8 protein-coding genes are annotated in these 17,873 nt (G+C 63.6%); all 8 read left to right on the top strand.

All coding sequences use genetic code 11. The features are described from left to right. Positions 1 to 142: 142 nt before the first annotated feature. From dpdE to dpdD, 8 genes are read left to right on the top strand one after another with little or no spacing between them, the layout of a single operon-like run. A complete protein-coding gene (gene dpdE, locus ACWCRJ_RS09535) occupies positions 143 to 3,454 on the top strand; it encodes a protein DpdE (protein WP_450938736.1) in 3,312 nt (1,103 codons plus the stop codon). After that, the gene (gene dpdF / locus ACWCRJ_RS09540; RefSeq protein WP_450938737.1) at positions 3,444 to 6,083 is read left to right on the top strand and encodes a protein DpdF; all 2,640 of its coding nucleotides are present in this window, start codon (positions 3,444 to 3,446) and stop codon (positions 6,081 to 6,083) included. The genes dpdE and dpdF overlap by 11 nt, the downstream gene beginning before the upstream one ends. Beyond that, a complete protein-coding gene (dpdG, locus tag ACWCRJ_RS09545) occupies positions 6,083 to 6,991 on the top strand; it encodes a protein DpdG (RefSeq protein WP_334560862.1) in 909 nt (302 codons plus the stop codon). The genes dpdF and dpdG overlap by 1 nt, the downstream gene beginning before the upstream one ends. Further along, complete coding sequence (dpdH, locus tag ACWCRJ_RS09550) at positions 6,984 to 10,121, top strand: protein DpdH (RefSeq protein ID WP_450938738.1); 3,138 nt, start codon at positions 6,984 to 6,986, stop codon at positions 10,119 to 10,121. The genes dpdG and dpdH overlap by 8 nt, the downstream gene beginning before the upstream one ends. Then, positions 10,118 to 10,804: a hypothetical protein gene (locus ACWCRJ_RS09555; protein WP_450938739.1), complete on the top strand. Its 687-nt coding sequence runs from the start codon at positions 10,118 to 10,120 to the stop codon at positions 10,802 to 10,804. Before dpdH ends, ACWCRJ_RS09555 begins: the two co-directional genes overlap by 4 nt. Continuing rightward, positions 10,801 to 15,303 carry a protein DpdJ gene (dpdJ, locus tag ACWCRJ_RS09560; RefSeq protein WP_450938740.1) on the top strand — a complete coding sequence of 1,501 codons (4,503 nt, stop codon included), beginning with the start codon at positions 10,801 to 10,803 and terminating at the stop codon, positions 15,301 to 15,303. Before ACWCRJ_RS09555 ends, dpdJ begins: the two co-directional genes overlap by 4 nt. Beyond that, on the top strand, positions 15,300 to 15,821 hold the full coding sequence (gene dpdK / locus ACWCRJ_RS09565) for a phospholipase D-like domain-containing protein DpdK (protein WP_450938741.1): 522 nt from the start codon (positions 15,300 to 15,302) through the stop codon (positions 15,819 to 15,821). The genes dpdJ and dpdK overlap by 4 nt, the downstream gene beginning before the upstream one ends. Next, a complete protein-coding gene (dpdD, locus tag ACWCRJ_RS09570) occupies positions 15,818 to 17,854 on the top strand; it encodes a protein DpdD (protein ID WP_450938742.1) in 2,037 nt (678 codons plus the stop codon). Before dpdK ends, dpdD begins: the two co-directional genes overlap by 4 nt. The last annotated feature ends 19 nt before the right edge of the window (positions 17,855 to 17,873 follow it).

The following is a 17,873-nucleotide window of genomic DNA, read 5'->3' on the forward strand; positions in this document are numbered from 1 at the left end:
CTCTGCGTCACCGGCGGCGCAATGACACTACATCTTCGAATGTGCATGCGAATTTTCGCATTACTCCGTCAATCGCGTTGTCAGTGGCTGCCCCTAAGCTCATGTCAGTCGTTAAACCAGCAGGTGGGGGGCGAGTAGAAAGATGCCTTCGGGCTTCGCAGTCGGGCACCTTGTCGAGTTCAAAGGGGCGCCTGGAATCGGCCGTGTAGGAGCGGTCAACGGTGACACTCTCCGCATCGACTTCTTCGAGTCTGTCGCCGAGCCGGAAGTCGAGTCACGCACGATGCCAGCAACTGCATGCCGGCACGCCGTACTCCAGCGGGAGACTCGCGTCTTCTGGCGTAATCCGAACACGGGCGCCTGGCTGGCCGGACGCGTCCAGATGGCTCAACGCCCCGTGTACTTCGTGCACTTCCCCAACACGGAAGCTGATCTTCCAGTGCCGGAGGCCGAGCTTCGAGTCCGGTGGGACAAGCCCGTGCGCGACCCTCTCCAGGTGCTGGTCTCCGGTGGCAACGAGTCCGGCTACTTCCACAACACACGGCTCCCCTTGCTTCACAACCTCGTCGGCCAACGCGCGGCCAGCGCCAGCACCCCCGCCCTACTGTCGTCCGCGGTGGAGATCTACCCCCACCAGATCCATGCCGCACTGACCGTGTTGTCCGACCCTGTTCAGCGGTACCTTCTCGCCGATGAGGTCGGACTTGGCAAGACCATCCAAGCTGGCTACGTCATCCGGCAGACCTTGATCGACAACCCGCGCGCCCGGGTGACCGTACTTACTCCCGAGGTCTTGCGGCGCCAGTGGCGAAGCGAAATGTGCGAGAAGTTCTTCATCGACGACTTCGTAGACGCCCGCGTACGGTTCACATCCCACGAGACGCCGGAAAAGTGGGCCCAGTACCACGACAGTGAACTCGTCGTGGTAGACGAGGCCCACGACTTGGTTCATGACGTGGACAACGACGACCCGAGATACCGCGAACTGTGCGCGCTGGCCCACACCGCGCCCAAGCTCCTACTCCTGTCCGCCACTCCAGTCACGGCAGGCCCGACAGCCCATCTCGCGCTTCTGCATCTGCTCGACCCTGCCCTGTACGGCTGGGAGAACCGGGACGCGTTCGAGCGCCGTCACGCGCTGCGCGAGATACTCGCGGACCGCGTCTCCGGGCTTGATGACAAGCTGCCTCCTCTCCTGCCATCCACGATCGACCGCATCAGGGACGTCATCCCCGAGGACCCGCTCTTCGAGGCCCTGGCGCCCCAAGTGCTCGATCTCCTCGACGAATACGACGAACTCGCCGACGACGCGGACGCTCCTGAGCTCGCCCTGCGCGTGGAAGCGCTCCGCGCTCACATCAGCGAGACATATCGACTGGACCGCCGGGTAATTCGGCATCGCCGAGCTCGCATTCTTCGCGACGACGAAGAATCCGACCTGCTCCCCTACGTAGTCCGCGGTCGGGTTCGCCCCCAAGTCCTCGGCGAGGGATCGCTGCACTCCTTGGCCTCGGAGACCCTCCGCACCTGGCGGCGGTACACGTGGGATCACCTCCTCGATGAGAGCCTCGATGACCGGCAGACCGAGTACGGTCTCCTCCTCGGCGTCCTCACCTCGCGACTCGGTGGCCCTTCAACGGACTTCCTTGACGCGATGCGGTGGCGTGTACGCCGAGACACACAGGCGGCAACTCGCGCTGGCCTCACGGATCAGGAGCGTGAACTGCTTGTAGGCCCGCCTCAGTTCGCGCACGAGGTCGCGCTCGTGGAGCGGCTCGAAGCAATGCTTGACCAGGGTGGTCTGAAGGACGAGATGGACGAACTCGTTCACGCGCTGCTGCCTCTGATCTCGAAGGCCGCCAGAACCGTGATCTTCGCGGGACCCGGCTCACTCGCGTCGGAGCTCACGGCAGAATTGAGCCGTCGCCTTCCCGGCACCTCTATCGCCGAGCACACTCGGCGTGCCGGCTCTGAGGCATCGAACCAGGCCGTAGACGCGTGGCGGGCGCAACGTAGGAAGAACACTCGGGCCACGAGGAGCACGGAGAATCCGCCCCGCATTCTCGTCGTGGACGACTCAGCCGACGACGGTCTGAACCTGCAGAGCGCGGACACGGCAGTGCACTTGCGCCTTCCCTGGTCGCCGAATCGTCTTGAGCAGCGTCTCGGCCGCATCGACCGATACCCCGACTTCGAGGCGACCGGACACGATCCTGCCGACCAGTTCGTCCTTGCCGACACCGAGGAGTTCAACGGCGCCTGGCTGACCCTGCTGCAGGACGGCTATCAAATTTTCACCGAGTCTGTGTCCACCTTGCAGGACCCCATCGCAGTGAACCTCTCTGGTGTGTGGTCCAAAGCACTCGTGCAGGGACCAGAAGGGCTGGCGAACTCCACACAGGAGATCTCGGCCCAACTCGGAGCTGCTCGGGCCGCCATCGCGAAATTCGACAGGCTCGAATCCGTCCACGAGTCCTCTGCTTACGAGACGGATATCGCCGCTACCCTCGGTAAGTTCGAGCAACCGTGGCGCAAGACGCAAGACGCTCTCCTGATGTATGCGGGCGACGAATCCTCCGGCATCAAGCTGCGCCACTGGACCCGCATCGAACGCGGCTGCGAGCGCCACAAGTTCAACCTCGCTTCGCAGCCCCTGGTCTCGCCACACCTCTACCAGGCGTTGAAAGCCAAGGTGCCCTCTGAAGCCGCCGAAGCAGCGTTCATTAGGGCCGCTGCGCTCCGCGCCCCAGGCACGCGCTTGTACCGCATCGGCAATCCTCTGGTCGACATGCTGGCGTCGGTGATCTACACCGACGACCGCGGTCAGGCCACTGCCTTCTGGCGACTTGATCCACTCCACCGGGGAGAACTGGAGCCGTACTTCGGCTTCGACCTCGTGGTGGAAGCCGACATCACAAGCGCCCTGGCGCTGGTCGACAACGAGCAGAAGGCACGCCCCGCGCTGCAGCGGCAGGCAGATCGGATCCTCCCACCCTTCACGCTCAAGGTGTGGGTTCCCGCAGGCAGCACGAAAGCGGTCACCGACGAACAGACGCTCAGGTGGCTTGAAAAGCCGTACGACAACAGCAAGGACCACAACTACAACTCCAAGCTGATCCGTGAACTGATCGATCTCTTTGGTGGCTGGAACTACTACGAGAAAGCAGCAAGGTCGGCCAACGGAGTCGCCCTTGATGAACTTGAGCGAGTGACGGACCTTGCAGCCCACTGCGCCCGCGCGCAGCAGTCGGCTCGTCGTCGTCTCGCCGTGGCCAAGGCCCAAGCCCAGTCTCGTCAGGCGGCCGGACACCTCCTGGGAGACACCGAGAGCTACCTGTCGGACGTGTCCGTCGCGGATGCCCTCGTGGAAGGGCTAACTCGGCCGAACGTGCGACTCGTCGCGGCCACGTGCATCGTGAAGAGCGGCTACAGGAGAGTCCGGCATGACTCGTGACGCACGCAACGCCTTCCTCCGGCAAGGTGACCTGAACGTCGACAGTTGGACAGGAGCCCGCGAACTGCTTCGTGCCTGGCCTTCGGTCCCGCCGCTGAACGACGACAGCCGGGGCACACTTCGGCGGCTCCGCGACGCCCTCGCCGGCCTGGAGAGCGGAACATCGGGATGGAGGGATGTGGCGGCCCTCCTGCGCCAGGTCCTGCTTGAAGCGCAGGCACGCGGAAACAACACAGGCCTCGTCGTGCCCAGCCACCCTCTGCTTCCCTCTCACGAGCAGTGGTCCGAGATCCACTGCGATGCGATGCCGAACGAACGCGGCTTGTACATCACCGCAAAGCCGTGGCATCCGCCTGTGCCTGAGAGCGACGCTGCAGCGGTGGCTCGGGTGGATCTTCGACAGGTACATCTTGGGCGAGACGCAGAGCACCGCCGCCACCTTGAGCCCTACCCTGGTGACCCATTCTGGAGGGAAGCCCTCGGCCCCACGCGTGACCAGTACTTGTCGATCGGGCAGCGGCAGGCCGCGCGCGCGGTTGCGCTCGCGCAGCCGGGCAGTACCGTGATCATTTGCTTGCCCACGGGCCATGGGAAGACCGATGTCATCCAGGCCCCGGCCATCCTGGCGAGCCGGAGCGCCGGCGTCTCCGTCGTCGTTGTTCCCACCGTCGTTCTTGCCCTCGACATGGAACGCCGTACCCGGCCGCTGATGGAAGCGCAGGGACGCCCAAGCCCCACAGGACGCTATGCATACGTCGGTGGCTTGCCCGAAGACGTCAAGCGGCAGCTCCGTGAGGATATCCGCACCGGCCAGCAGCGCCTAGTATTCGCTTCGCCCGAGGCACTCGTCAGGGGACTGCGCAAGCCACTCGAAGACGCCGCGGAAGCCGGTCTGCTCAAGTACTTCGTTATCGACGAAGCTCATCTCGTCGAGCAGTGGGGCAACGGCTTCCGACCCGAGTTCCAGACGATGTCCAGCCACCGCCGCACCTGGCTTAGCAAGGCTCCCGACGGCCTGGCCCCCGTCACTGTGGCCATGAGTGCCACCCTCACCACTCAACAGGTCGGTACGCTCGAGGAGCTCTTCGCCGGACCAGACGAAGCTCAGATCGTCTGGGCTTCACAACTCCGCCACGAGCCTACCTACTACATCAGCGCATCCGAAACGCTTCAAAGCCGACAGGATTCGGTCCTTGAGGCCGCGTCGCTCCTGCCCAAACCCCTGGCCTTGTACGTCTCCACAGTGAGAGACGCAAAGGAATGGGGGGAGCGCCTTCGGGCCTCTGGGTTTTGCCGCGTAACTCAAGTGACCGGTGACTCAAGTGACCAGGACCGCCGCGATGCCGTTGAGGGCTGGGGAGGAAAATCTACCGAAGACGACAGCATATTCTCTACCCGCTTTGACGTCGTCGTAGGCACTTCAGCATTCGGTCTGGGCGTAGACCTGTCGGACGTTCGAACAGTGTTGCACGCATGCCTACCCGAGACAGTCGACCGGTACTACCAAGAGATCGGCCGTGGTGGGCGAGACGGAAACCCGTCTGTCGCCTACATGGTGACGGCGCCCGGAGACCGAGACATTGCCGAGACTCTCGGCAGCGAACCAGTCATCACCTCTGAAAAGGCGCTGAAGCGTTGGGACGCCATGTTCCGGCGCGAACAGCAACTCGGCGGCAGCCGTTATCGTCTCGACCTGGATTCCCGCCCCAGCCACGTCAGTGAGGACTCCGAAACCAACAAGTCCTGGAACGTTCGCGTCCTCAACCTTATGGTTCGCGCCAAGCTGATCGAACTCCACGTACCTCAACCGCCCCAACGCGAAGAGGGAGAGCTCGAATCCGTATGGGCAGAGCGTGTAGACGAGTTCAGAAAAAATGTGGGGACACGGGCTGAAGTCACCATCAAAGACCCTCAAGTCAACACTGCGGAGCGATTCATATCTCGCTTCGAGGCAGAGCGGCAGAAGCTTCTGGATCACCAGAAGAAATCCCTCACGGGTCTGGAAGAGGCACTCGGTGGAAGTCAGTGCATCGGTGACGTACTCGGGGAGTACTACCGCCTGCGACGAGGCCGAACTTCCCTGCCTACCCGTGTCACCTGCCGTGGTTGCCCGAACTGTAGGGCGACCGGGCGCCCAGACAAGTCCGGCTTCTACAGGCTCGCCGGGGAGCCTCGTCCGTGGTTGCGCTTCCCGGTACCTCCTCCCAACGATCCACTGGCCCGCTACCGTGACGGTCTGTCCTGCTTGAGCCTGTGGTGGGAGGGCGAGCAGGAGCAACGTCTCCATGTACCCCGCCTCCTGGAGCGACTGGTGCGCCGCGGGATCGCCGTCGTAGGCGGCCCTGGTGTTACGACACGGTGCCGGGATGTACTCCGTAAGGCAGCCCGTACATACCCTGTTGTGTTCGATGAGGATGCCGAGTTGCTGAAGTCATGGGCTGGCCCTGTGGTGTGGATCCTGGACGACTCGCCCTCACTGGACTATGACACCGCAGCACGGTTCAGTTCAGAGGACATCACGTACCTCCTTCACCCACGCCACACTCGACACCCGGATCGGACCAACGATCCGCTGATCGATATCCACCGCGCCAAGCTTCCGGTCTTCCGCGCCTTGGAGGAAATCTGATGACGCTCCTAAATCCCCGCGGCGCAGCCTTGCCCACTCAAGCATGGGCAGTCGTGCGGTTGCTCGCCTATTTGGAGAAGGCAGTATCGTTGGAGGAGGCACGTTCTCTGCTGTCCCCGCCGTCAATTCGCGGTGAGAAGACGAAGGACAAGCCGCCCTTCGACAAGGCAATCAGCACTCTCGACGAGTTGGGCCTGATTCGGATCGAGGGCGAAGATCAGCAGCTCTCTCTGGCTGGTGCCGCTACGACACTTGACGGGCAGGACGTATCCGCGTTCAACTCCGTACTCCGCCAGGCGGTTCTCGATCAGGCCAAGAACACTTCGCTCGGCGATTCTGCCGACCAGACCGGACCTCGCGACCTTACCCGCGCACTGGCCTGGCTGCTCTCGCTGGATCCGACAGATCCGATGGACTGGTACAGGGTGCAGAACGACCAGCGAGAAGCGTTGCGGCCGGAGGCAGGTCCCGTATTCTCCAACGAAACTCGGTGGAACCACTTCAACTACTGGGCCCCCGCTTTGGGGTTGGCCGCACCCCCGCTCTTCCAAGTCGAAGGAAGCGCAAACAGACTTGTACCCGATTGCACGACTGCGGTCCGACAGACGGCGGCCGAACTACAGCAGACCGAGGTGAGGATGAACGCTGTAGAAGTGCTGCGAATCCTTCGTGAGAGGCTTCCCGTGCTGCCGGGCGGCGCACACTCACGGGCTGTGGGACTCCGTTCTCCAGGTGACACTACGGCCGGCGCGGCTCTCTCCTTCGCGCTGCTGCGTGGCGAAGACGAGAAGTGGTTGCGTCTTGAGCACGACGATGACGCACAGCACGTGCTCCAGGTTCACGACCCGGACAGGTCATCTGCGCGACCGGTCAGTGCCATCACCATCCTGGAGGCCATCAATGGCTGACTTCCGCGGCATGCTCTGCTGGGACCCGCCGACCGCATCTGCAACGATCAACACCGAGGCCATCAGCCCCCACCGGTCCGTCTTCCTTGCCACGCATGCACCTTTGCGCATCAAGCGTGCCTTGGTCTCAGAGGACAAGCAGGTGCAGCCGATCGGCGATCTGATCAATGAACGGTCTGTAGTCAACGACTTCCTCACCAAGAAGTCCGATTCAGGCGCCCTCCTCATGCTGGTCCTGGGAGACTCAGGATCCGGTAAGTCCCATCTAATCCGATGGGCGCGCGAGAATATCCCAACCTTCGTTCCAGATTCGGACACCCACGAGGTCATCTACCTCGAACGCTCCATGACCAGCCTCAAGGCCGTGGTCAAGGCTCTCATCGCCAAGGCGGACAGCAGTGAGCTAGCGCAACTCAAGGAAGATGTCGACAGGTTCACTGCCGACATCGATCAAGAGTCGCTCGGCCGTCGCATCCTCAATGAATTGAGTGAGCTTCTATCCGCGACAGTGCCGAAGGATATCCCGGGACCAGGACGGGTACTTGCCGGCCCAGGGAGGCTGGCAGCGATGCTGCACGACCCGTTCATTCGACAGCACATGTTGTCGGAAGGAAAATTTGTTCCGCGGCTTGCGGCTCAGCTTCTCAGGGATCGCCGCAGTGGGCAGGACGAGCGTCCTGAGACCTTCACTTTTGAAGACTTGCCTCTGGATGTCGACTACGACAACGCCGCTTCAGATATGGTCGCTCGCCTGCTTAACCAGATCGCCACGCGAGACGACCTCCAGGCCACCGCCGTGGACCTACTCAACAAGCACTTGGAATCTGCGGTTAAGAATGCGGCCAACCTCGGCGCGGGGCGCCTCTTGGACGCGATGATGCAAGTCCGCGAGGAGTATCAGCGACGCGGAAAGGAAATCATCCTCCTCATCGAGGACTTTGCTCTCATTCAGGGAGTCCAGCAAGATCTCTTGGACGCTGTGATCGAGGCAGCAAATCGGGACGGAAGCACGTCGCTCGCCCCCATCCGCACGCTCATGGCTGTCACGCCGGGCTACCTGGAACAGATTCCGGAGACGGCGCTCACCCGAATCCGGGCCACCGCTGGGTACGTCTACAACCTCGATGTCCCCTTCAGTGCGACCGACACCGGAAGCCAGGAAATCTCTTCGTTCGTCGGACGCTATCTCAACGCAGCTCGCGTGGGCCGGGACGCGCTGGAGCGCGCTCGCGACGGCGAAACACCCAACGCGTGTGAAGGTTGTCCTCTCCAGGAACGATGCCACGACGCCTTCGGTGTCACGCCAGAAGGGTACGGCCTGTATCCCTTCAACTCGTCTGCTCTCGTCAGAACCGTCCACTCAACCGCAGACCCGAAGAAGCCATGGTCTTTCGTTCCTCGAACCGTTCTCGGCAGTGTCGTACGACCGTTGCTGATCGATCACGCCGAATCCATCCGGCGAGGTGAATTCCCAGACTCTGAATTTCGACGCCGGTTCTCGAGGGCTGACATCGATAAAGTGTTGAGCCGAGAGGCGCATGCCTTCATTGACGAGAACGATCGCGTCGACCCGGAGCGACGAAAGTCCCTTCTCTTGTTTTGGGGAGACGCTCCCGCGGACGCCAATACGATCGATGGCACGATCCTGGAAGCATTCTCTCTGCCTCCCTTGGACGGCCAATCGCGGCGGATCCCGACAGGGGCACGTCCACCTTCGACGCAGAGGCATCTCGACGAATCCCTCGACAGGGAAACCGAGCCTGCTTCCGACACGGACAGCATTCCTCGATCTCTCAAGAAGAAGCTGGAAACGGTCAATGTTTGGCTTACCGACGAAGAAGTCCTAGACAATTCCACCGCACTTAACGTCCGCACTATCATCGCGACGGCCGTGCTGCAGCGATACCGCTGGGAATCACCGCTGATGCACGAGCAAGGCAAGCGAGTGATGGTAGGAGTAGGAGGGGCTTGGCCCAATAACGCAACAGTGGTTTCAGTAGCTGGGGCGGACGAGCGCCTGGCCGGCGCTGCTGACGCGCCCATCCGCTTCGGACGCACAGCCAAGGACAGCTACTTCTTCGAAAGTCTGCTGTGCGCCGAGTCGGGCAAGGGACAGGTCAGAAGCCAGGACATACGGCGTCTCGCAACCTACGCCGAACAGTACGCGCCAGCCCTCACGTCACGCGTTCAACGTCACCTGGAGATCTCCGACGAGCAGTTGGTACTTGGCCTACGTGCTTCTCTACTCGGCGCGATGCTCGCCGGCCAGGCGTACCCGGGGATGGAAGCCGCCGCGCTACTCACCGCTGTCCTGGACGAAGGTCAGGGATGGGAGCGGGCGGACGTTGCGTTGAGGACAAAGCAGTGGAACGACATCTTGAAGCGTCACCTGGATGCGCGTCCTGTTCTCGTTGAGCGGCTCAGGGAAGCCGTAGGTGTCGCGCAGGGCGTGACCGGGGCCGTGCGGATGATTGACGCTGCCCGCATGTTGCCGCTACTCAAGCGGACGACATCTCAGTGGGAATGGACGCTCGACAGGACACAGGTCCCATCGTGGGTGCAGAAGGGGGTCACCGGCTTCTCCGCACTGTCTGTCCTGGTGGACGAGCAACTGAACCTGCTTGAGAACCAGTTGGCGGAGATCCGGCAGTGGCACCCTCGCGGCACCAACAGCGCACACACGCTCACCGCGATCGAGGGCGCCCTCACCACGGCCCAGGAGGTCGGCGGGCTGATGCCACTCGGAACGGACCAAACACTCCGCTTCGAGTCACTCCTTGAGCGGGGCAAGCAGGTCGAATGGACCGCGGTGTCCGAACTGGAAGACGACCTCGCCCGAGCATCGGATGAAAACCGGACTGACCGAGCCCGACAGGCCGCTCGCATTGCTGCTGCAGCGCAGGACCGCGGAACAGCCATCCAGGACATCCATTTCTTGCTCTCCGAGAGCGAATCGTGGCTGGAAGCTGCACTCAGGAGGGCTGACGCGCGAACGGGCAGCACTGCAGTCGACAGCGTCTCTCTCGCTATGCAGACCGTGCTCGATGAATGGAATGGGGTAGCACGATTGGCCTCTGATGCATCGAGGTCAGCCCGAGCCTCCGCCACGCTGGAAGGAGACGCCGAGTGACACAGAGACCTGTGTATGAGATGGCGCTGCAACTGCAGGATCGAGCCCGGCAGTTGGCTGAGGGCGAGGCGGGCGTGAAGGAGGCAGCCCGGGTTTCGTCGCGTATCAGCGAACTGAGTGCACGCCTGGCGGAGCTCCGGAAGGAAGTCACAGTGGCACTCGCCTTGAAGAACCAGGGTGCAGCAACGGGCCCCGGCCTCTTGGCGGCCAGCGACGGGCTTGAGGCGTTCGCGCGGAGGGCTCAGAACGGGTGGCCTGGCGATCAGGCTTTCAACACGGCCAGGCGGAAGGTCCAGGCGGCAGCCGACGCCATCCGAGAAGAGAACCTCGCAGCATGGACCGAGTGGTCAGGTCGCCAGTTGGCTTCGCTTCCTCTGGCACGGATTCCGATGTTGCCTCCGCAGGAGCAAGTATTGGCTCGATCGCGTCGTACTGATCTTGAACGTACCGCGTCAGCCAAGACCGTTACCGCCGGGGACATCACCCTATTCGTGACCAAATGCGAAGCACTCGCAGAATCACTGCGTGATGCGAAGGAGCCGCCAGCGGAACTCCTCGCGCTTCTTGAACGACTCGACCGTCGCCCGGCTCCAACTCTATTCGACATCACGAACCAGGAAATTGCCCTCTTGCGTGAATTTGCAATGGACGGCCAAGTCGCACTGACAAGGAAGGGCGCGTGACACAGCTTATCAAGCAAGGGTTCGCCAATGCGCTTCTCAACCGGCTGGAAGACCGCGAACTCCCCCTGCTTTCCTGGGGAGTGACGGAGAGCGCCCTCTCTGAAGCTGAGGTTTTGGAGACCATCGACGAACTCCTTGTCACCCGACAGGACGCACCGCCCGGGGCCTCGACCGACGAGGTGCTAGAGGAGTGCCTCGATCGCACCCTGCTGTTCGAAGTGCCCGTCCCCGTTGTCTCGCCTCCGCGGTACCGCACCCGGCTGGCCGAGACCCTGAGGCTGACTACCGGGCTACGACAACTCTTTGCGCGAGGCGGATGGGCCAGCCAACCCGACCGGGGCTGGTGGCGGCAGCAGAAGCGTCTGGTCGCCGACTACCGACTCCACGTCGCGCCGCGCCGCTACCCCCGCCGTGACATCCCCGCAGAGGATGCCCTGGCGGAGCTGGCCCGCGTTGACCAGTGGCGTGACCTGCAACAGCACGTCGCGGCAGCCCACGTGCGGGACTACAAACTGGCTCGCTTCCAGTTGGACGCCACGCGCACCGTGTTCAAGGCGCTCGGTGGTCCGCGATCAACGGGAATCATTGTCGGCGCGGGTACGGGTAGCGGTAAGACCCTCGCGTTCTATCTGCCGGCATTCGCGGCGATGGCGGAGCACGCTCGCCCTGGTACAACGTCCCGGGTACACACCCTTGCCCTCTATCCCCGCCTGGAGCTCCTACGAGATCAACTCCGGGAAGCAATTCGTGGGGCCGACGGCATCGAGGGAGCCCTGCGTGCGCAGGGACGTCGTGCTCTGCGTATCGGCGCGCTCTATGGCAACACCCCTTGGAACGCGCGGGACCTGAAATTGGAACCGGGTGGCAGGGTGGCCGGAGCGTGGGCGCGGACCCCTGAGGGGGCCATTTGCCCATACCTCCCGTGCCCAAATCCCGAATGTGGGACCGGTGACTTGGTGTGGTCCGACAGCGATCGGCTCCAGGGGCGCGAGCAGTTGACCTGCGTGAAGTGCGGCCACACCATCAAGGATGGGCGCCTCGCACTCACGCGCGAGTCGCTCAAAGCCAACGAGCCAGATCTACTCTTCACCACCACCGAGACCCTCAACCGCGCCAGTGCTGACAGCTACCTCGAGCGCCTGCTCGGGTGGCGCGGAGGCAACCCTGGCCCCGCCCTTGTCCTCCTTGACGAGGTTCACACGTACACCGGCGTACACGGGGCACAGGTCGCCCTCCTTCTCCGTCGTTGGCGTGAAGCGGTTGGCCGGCCCGTCACGTTCGTCGGTCTGAGCGCCACGCTGCGAGACGCCAGACACTTCTTCGCCCAACTGATCGGGCTGCATCCGGGCGACGTCGAGCCGATCGAACCGGCTGAGGACGCCATGGAGACCGAAGGCCGCGAGTACGCGCTCGCACTACGTGGCGACCCCGTCGCCGGCGCCAGCCTGCTGTCCACATCGATCCAGACCGCGATGCTCTTCGGACGCACGCTGGACCAAGAAAGTGACCGCTTCCTTTACGGCTCAACGGGTTTTCTGTTCACCGACGATCTCGACGTAACCAACCGTTTCTACGACGATCTCCGTGATGCGGAGGGAGGTCAGTACCGGTCCGGCGGTCGCAGTGGCTGGAAGCCTGTGCTCGCTGGCCTTCGCTCCCCAGATCGGGACGAGCACGATGCCCGCTACCGGGATGGTCAGTCCTGGGACATGGTCGAGAAGATCGGGCACGATCTCGATCCTGGCCTTCGCCTCCACCACCTACGGATCGGCCGGACCTCGTCACAGGATGTGGGCGTCGACCACAACGCGGATCTCACGGTGGCCACGGCCTCTCTTGAAGTCGGCTTCAACGATCCTCGGGTCGGGTTGGTCCTGCAGCACAAAGCACCCCGCGACGCCGCCGCCTTCATCCAGCGCCGCGGTCGCGCCGGGCGTCAGCGCGGAACCCGTCCGATCACCGTGGTCACACTTTCGGACTATGGTCGAGACCGTCTTGCCTACCAGGCGTACGAGACGCTGTTCGCCCCGGAGGTACCTGCCCGAACGTTGCCCATCGGCAACCGGTTTGTGCTGAAAATTCAAGGCACGCAGGCCCTCCTGGACTGGACTGGCCGCAAGCTCCGGAGCAGACGTCAGTGGGCGGACCCGCGCAAGCTGCTCAAGGCGCCCCGCGGCGGCGTCGTGCGCCAGGAGGATCAGGCGGCAAGCGAGATGCTCGCCGAGCTGCTCCAGGCGCTCCTGGACAATTCCGGTCTCCAGGATGAACTCGCCAACCATCTGGTGCGGGCACTCCGTATCAGCGCCGACGAGGCTCAAGCATTGCTCTGGGAGCAGCCCCGCTCGCTCCTCCTGGCCGTAGTGCCGACAGCCCTCCGCCGGCTGCGCAGCCAGTGGCGGCCGCTGCGCGACGACTCGGGGGCCCGGGACGGCGCGATGCTTCCCGAGTTCGTCACCCAGTCGTTGTTCGCACCATTGAACCTGCCGGAGGTTGACCTGCTGCTGCCCTTCTCTGAGGGGGACAGCATCGAGCAACTTCCCATCGCCCGGGCTCTGCGCGAAGCGGTACCGGGGCGGGTCAGCCGCCGCTACGGACACCGCCGCGACGAGCACCGCACCTGGCTTCCGATGCCTCCCGTCGACACGGACGCGCTGCCGCTCACTGACATCGTCCGGAGTGGCGATCCTGAAGGAACGTGGTTTCCCCACGGGCACGGCCCTTCCGGATTTCAGGTGTTCCGCCCGCAGCAGCTCATCCTCGATCAGCCCCCTCAGGAGATCGACACCCGGTCGCAGGGCATCCCTCGCTGGGGCACGCAGATCGTCGTTCCAGAGGATGCGTCCCTGAGCTCGGCGGACGTTCCAGAGCCTTCGTTGTGGTCGCAGCGCATCGCCTCGGTCAACTTTGCAACCCACGCCGCTGGCAACCCCATCGAGGTACGGCGCATGACGATGGGGGCAGACTGCGAGATCGCTCGTAAGCGCGGGGACAGTGAGAAGCGAACTGTCCGATACGAAGTGCAGGGTCAACCGGCTGCCCTCGGCTTCCGGCTTGAGGTTGACGCCTTCCGCGTCAGGCTCATGCCGCTGGATCTCACCGATCCCGCCGTACGGGACTATCTGGATTCTCCACAATGGCGCTCTCTCGCGTTCTCCCACGCCGTCGCCGAGGATCCGACGCTTGCCGAGATCACCAACAAGTTCCAGCGCGAGTGGCTGACTCAGGTGTATCTGACTGCATTCGCCCTGGCCGGCCTGGACGGCACGCGCACCGGTGAGCAGGTGAGGGCCTCACTCGCCGACGGATCGTGGAGCCAAAACCTCGCTGAAATCTTCAAGGTTCTCTACCGGGACAACAGTGAGTCCGAGCAGCCCGTAGACGGGGACCGCCTGGTGGCCGCACTCCTGGAGTTGTCCCACGACAGCCGCGTCATCTCAGCACTCGACGGAGCAGCGGAACTCCTGGTCGCGCCCGACGTCGCCGCGCACACCGAAGAGTTGGCGCAACGCGCATATCGCGACACCCTGGCCGCTGCGATATCCACGGCGGCTCAGCGGGCCTGTCGCGATGCGCAGGACGGCGACCTAATCGTCGACGTGCTGCCCGGAGACGGCCTGGGCGACCCGGCCACCGTGTGGTTGAGCGAGACGTCCATCGGAGGATTGGGGGTCATCGAGCGTCTTGTGCAGTACTACAGCGAAGACCCGCGCCGGTTCTGGGGACTCGTAGCCAGTGCACTTGCCCCCAGCGACTACGAGTATGTCGATGCGACGCTGACCCGTCTCCTTCGACACCTCATTCAGGAGCCCGGCGGTGAGGCCGCGCAGATGATGAGTGCTCTGCGCAGCGCAGAGGACTCCACGGCGGCGGGCACCGCCCTCCGGGGGCTTCGGGCGGCCTGGGAGCGTCTGGATGGCCCTCCTCGGCGTACTGCAGTGTCCGCCATGTCGACTCGACTCCTCCGCCCCGGTTCCAGCCCCGACACAGACGCGGTAGCGCTGGGACTTGTCGATGCATGGAGCGAGTTGGAACAGCGCCTCGGCATCGAAATAGACGCACGCGTCCTGGCTTACGCCGCCGGCGCCGGACGCCTCACGGTGAGCAGCTCGCGGGAAGTGACCGCGGACCAGGCGTTCAGTCTGCTCTGGCCGCGCGGGCGACAGGCCAGAACCCAAGATCTCCAGCACTACCAGCCCTATGTCGGGCCCCCTGTGCTGGACCGGCTCCTCGTACAGGCTGCACACGACGACAACATCGCGCAGATCGACGTCACAGGCACCGACTGGACGCTGACCTACCAGAAGGCAATGTCGGAAGGCGCTGCTGTACAGCTTGTATGCCCAGCCAGGGAAAGCACGGCAATGGCGCAGGCCCTCGTACGCGTGCCGGCGCTGCCCATCGACCGGGACTTCCTGAAGGTGTTCGGCGAAGTTCGCGGGTTCGCGCGCCACAGAGATCAACTGCAAGTGCGAGTGGAACTACGGGAGGCAGCACAGTGAGCGTCCTGGAACGCACCGTCCGCATCGGAGCGCGCACTGGTCTTCGTGTCGATTCGATGCTGTCGGCTGCCTTGATCGCTGAGACGGTGAACCCGAGCAGTGAACTCTGGTTGGTCTCACCGTGGATTACCGACGTCCAAGTACTGGACAACAGCCACGGCGCCTACGACTCGTTCTTCGGAGATGTCCCGCCACTGGGCTGGCGGCTTTCGGAGGCCCTGACCCGTATCGCGAGCCCTGAGGCACGTGTACACGTGGTCACACGCCCTGCCCCGCATAATGCGGCCTTTCTGCAGCATCTGGAATCGGCCCCGGAACGGGACTACATCCGCATCGTGCAGAGTCCAGATGTCCATGAGAAGACGCTCTGCGGGGAGGACTGGATTCTGACCGGGTCGATGAACTACACGATCCGCGGCATGGCGGTGAACGACGAATCAGTCACGTACAAGGTCGGCGGCCCGGACGCGGGCCAGGCGCGGCTGGACCTCAGGCAGCGGTGGGGGGCTGGCGCGTGAATCAGAGCCAACAGCGCACGCGGGAGCAGACCGAGGAGTTCTTGCAACGATTCTTCGGAACAGGAAACCGTGTCTGGCCGAACCTCGATCCTGCCTACCAGCACGCTGGCCGGACCCTTCCGTTCGTGGAAGCCTTCCGCCGTGGGGACGACGCTCCTATCGTGCTGCCTCGTACCTACCCCGACCGGGACTGGTTCGTGATGTACGTCATCGCGAGAGATACTGCGGACGCAGCGAAGACGGCCGACTTGATCCGTTCGTTCGCGGGCCCGACGTACATCGCGTTCGACCCGCTACGGGGACTCCGCCCGGCTCCACTCGCTCCTGATGATCCGGTCGAGAAGGCGATCCTGGACTTCTTCGGTCCTCGCGTCACGTTTCGACTCGACACCGGCAAGACACGCCAGCACCGCACGAACCTCGCTGAGGCGCTGCAACTCATGCAGCGGACCGTCGCAAGCCGGCCCCCCAGATTGTGGCGACTCGCCAAGCCAATGGGACGGCTCCTGGCCGAGTTCGATGCCTCCCTGTCGGCCGGCGGAGACTCCGCTTCGCTCGATGCGCTTGAGCAGTTGGCCGCAGGTGGCGGCATCACGGCAACCAACCTGGCTAACCTGCATATCAAGAGGCTGGACCGGTTGGGGCGGAGCGCGGATGTCCTGGCCTTCCCCGGACTGCTGGACATCGTTCGCCAGAACCCTCCGGCGCCAGTACAGGAAGCGATCCTCAATGCCGTCTATTCAGTGGCGCTGGAGCGGCCGCTCACGGAAAACGACCTCACCGCTGCAAAGAGCAAGCTGGTCGAATCAGGGAGGGTTGTCCCTGATCTGATCCCCAGCGACGCCAGTGCGTACGGGCCGCAGGCAATGACCGTACTGCTGCTGGCGGTTGGAATCCGTCAGGACCTGACTACCCTGCAACGCCTCGCGACATCAGTCGAGGCAAGCGGTCGGGTGGATGAGATCCCGTCTCTCGTATGGGACCACGTCACGGAGTTGCTGCCGACTGTCCAGCCGGCGGAAGTAACAACCGCTCCGGTTCCCGAGCCACAGGAAATCCTGGCTGAACCTCCAGCAGAGGCATCGACGCCAGTTACGTCCTGGAGCAGTCTGCTGAGTTCGATTGCCGCAGGCCACGCTGACGGCAAGGCGGCGTTGGAGGACCGTACATGGATGGTCTGGCAGAGCCCGGCCACCGACGATGCGGCGCTTGCCGAGTTCCTGGATGGCTTGCAGGATCACGAGGCGGACAGGGTATGGAGCGCAGTCGGAGCCTTCATCGACGCCGTGGGATACGACGCGCCAGCGGGTCAGACGGCTCACGCGTTCATCCGGAACGCGCTGACCTTCGACCGATTCGGTCCAGGCGATCTTGCTGTCCTGCAGGCGCTGACGGAGATTGCCCTCCGGGCAGCCCCGGCGGAGACTGAGTACAGGGAACTCCTTGAGGAGATCGGGTCGGAGCGGAGCCGGTGGGTCGCTGCTGAACGGGCTGCGGTCGCGCTCGACTTCGTCGATCGCCTGTTCCTTGCCGCGTGTCCCAGCAACGAGGCTCGCAGCAATCTGGCGTACGCACTCCTGGAACCCCTCTGGCTGCATCAACAGCGCCTCAACCAGGCGGACTTTGCCTTCGCGCAGCGCCTTTCCCAAGAACTCGGCATCGACTTCGAGTGGGAGTCTCCCTCCGGGGAAGGCAGTGAGGACGATTCGTCGTCTGTAATCCCGCCGCTGACATTGCTGCTGTACTCGCTGGACGAAGCCGTACTCGCCCGCTGTCGGGAAGAGGTTGAGCGACTTGCGCCGGCCGTGAAGGTAACGACTGCCTCCGACCGTGTCGGCACGCCGCAACTGCGCCAGAAGGCCCGCACGGCTGACGCGATTGTTCTGGCCACGCGCTGCGCGAAGCACGCGGCGACTGGCTTCATCGATCAGCACGCGGTAACCGAGCACATTGGGTACGCGAACGGTAGCGGCTCGGCGTCTCTTCTGCGTGCGGCGGTAGACGAGCTTCGCGCCGCAGCGGCAGCGTCCTGACAGCAAGGTGGCCGCCCAG

This window comes from Streptomyces sp. NPDC002324 (assembly GCF_053593335.1).

What these genes read in the sequence shown, in the direction of transcription:
- dpdE (WP_450938736.1), top strand. Translation starts at nt 143, where the DNA reads ATGCCTTCGGGCTTCGCAGTCGGGCACCTTGTCGAGTTCAAAGGGGCG.
- dpdF (WP_450938737.1), top strand. Translation starts at nt 3,444, where the DNA reads ATGACTCGTGACGCACGCAACGCCTTCCTCCGGCAAGGTGACCTGAAC.
- dpdG (WP_334560862.1), top strand. Translation starts at nt 6,083, where the DNA reads ATGACGCTCCTAAATCCCCGCGGCGCAGCCTTGCCCACTCAAGCATGG.
- dpdH (WP_450938738.1), top strand. Translation starts at nt 6,984, where the DNA reads ATGGCTGACTTCCGCGGCATGCTCTGCTGGGACCCGCCGACCGCATCT.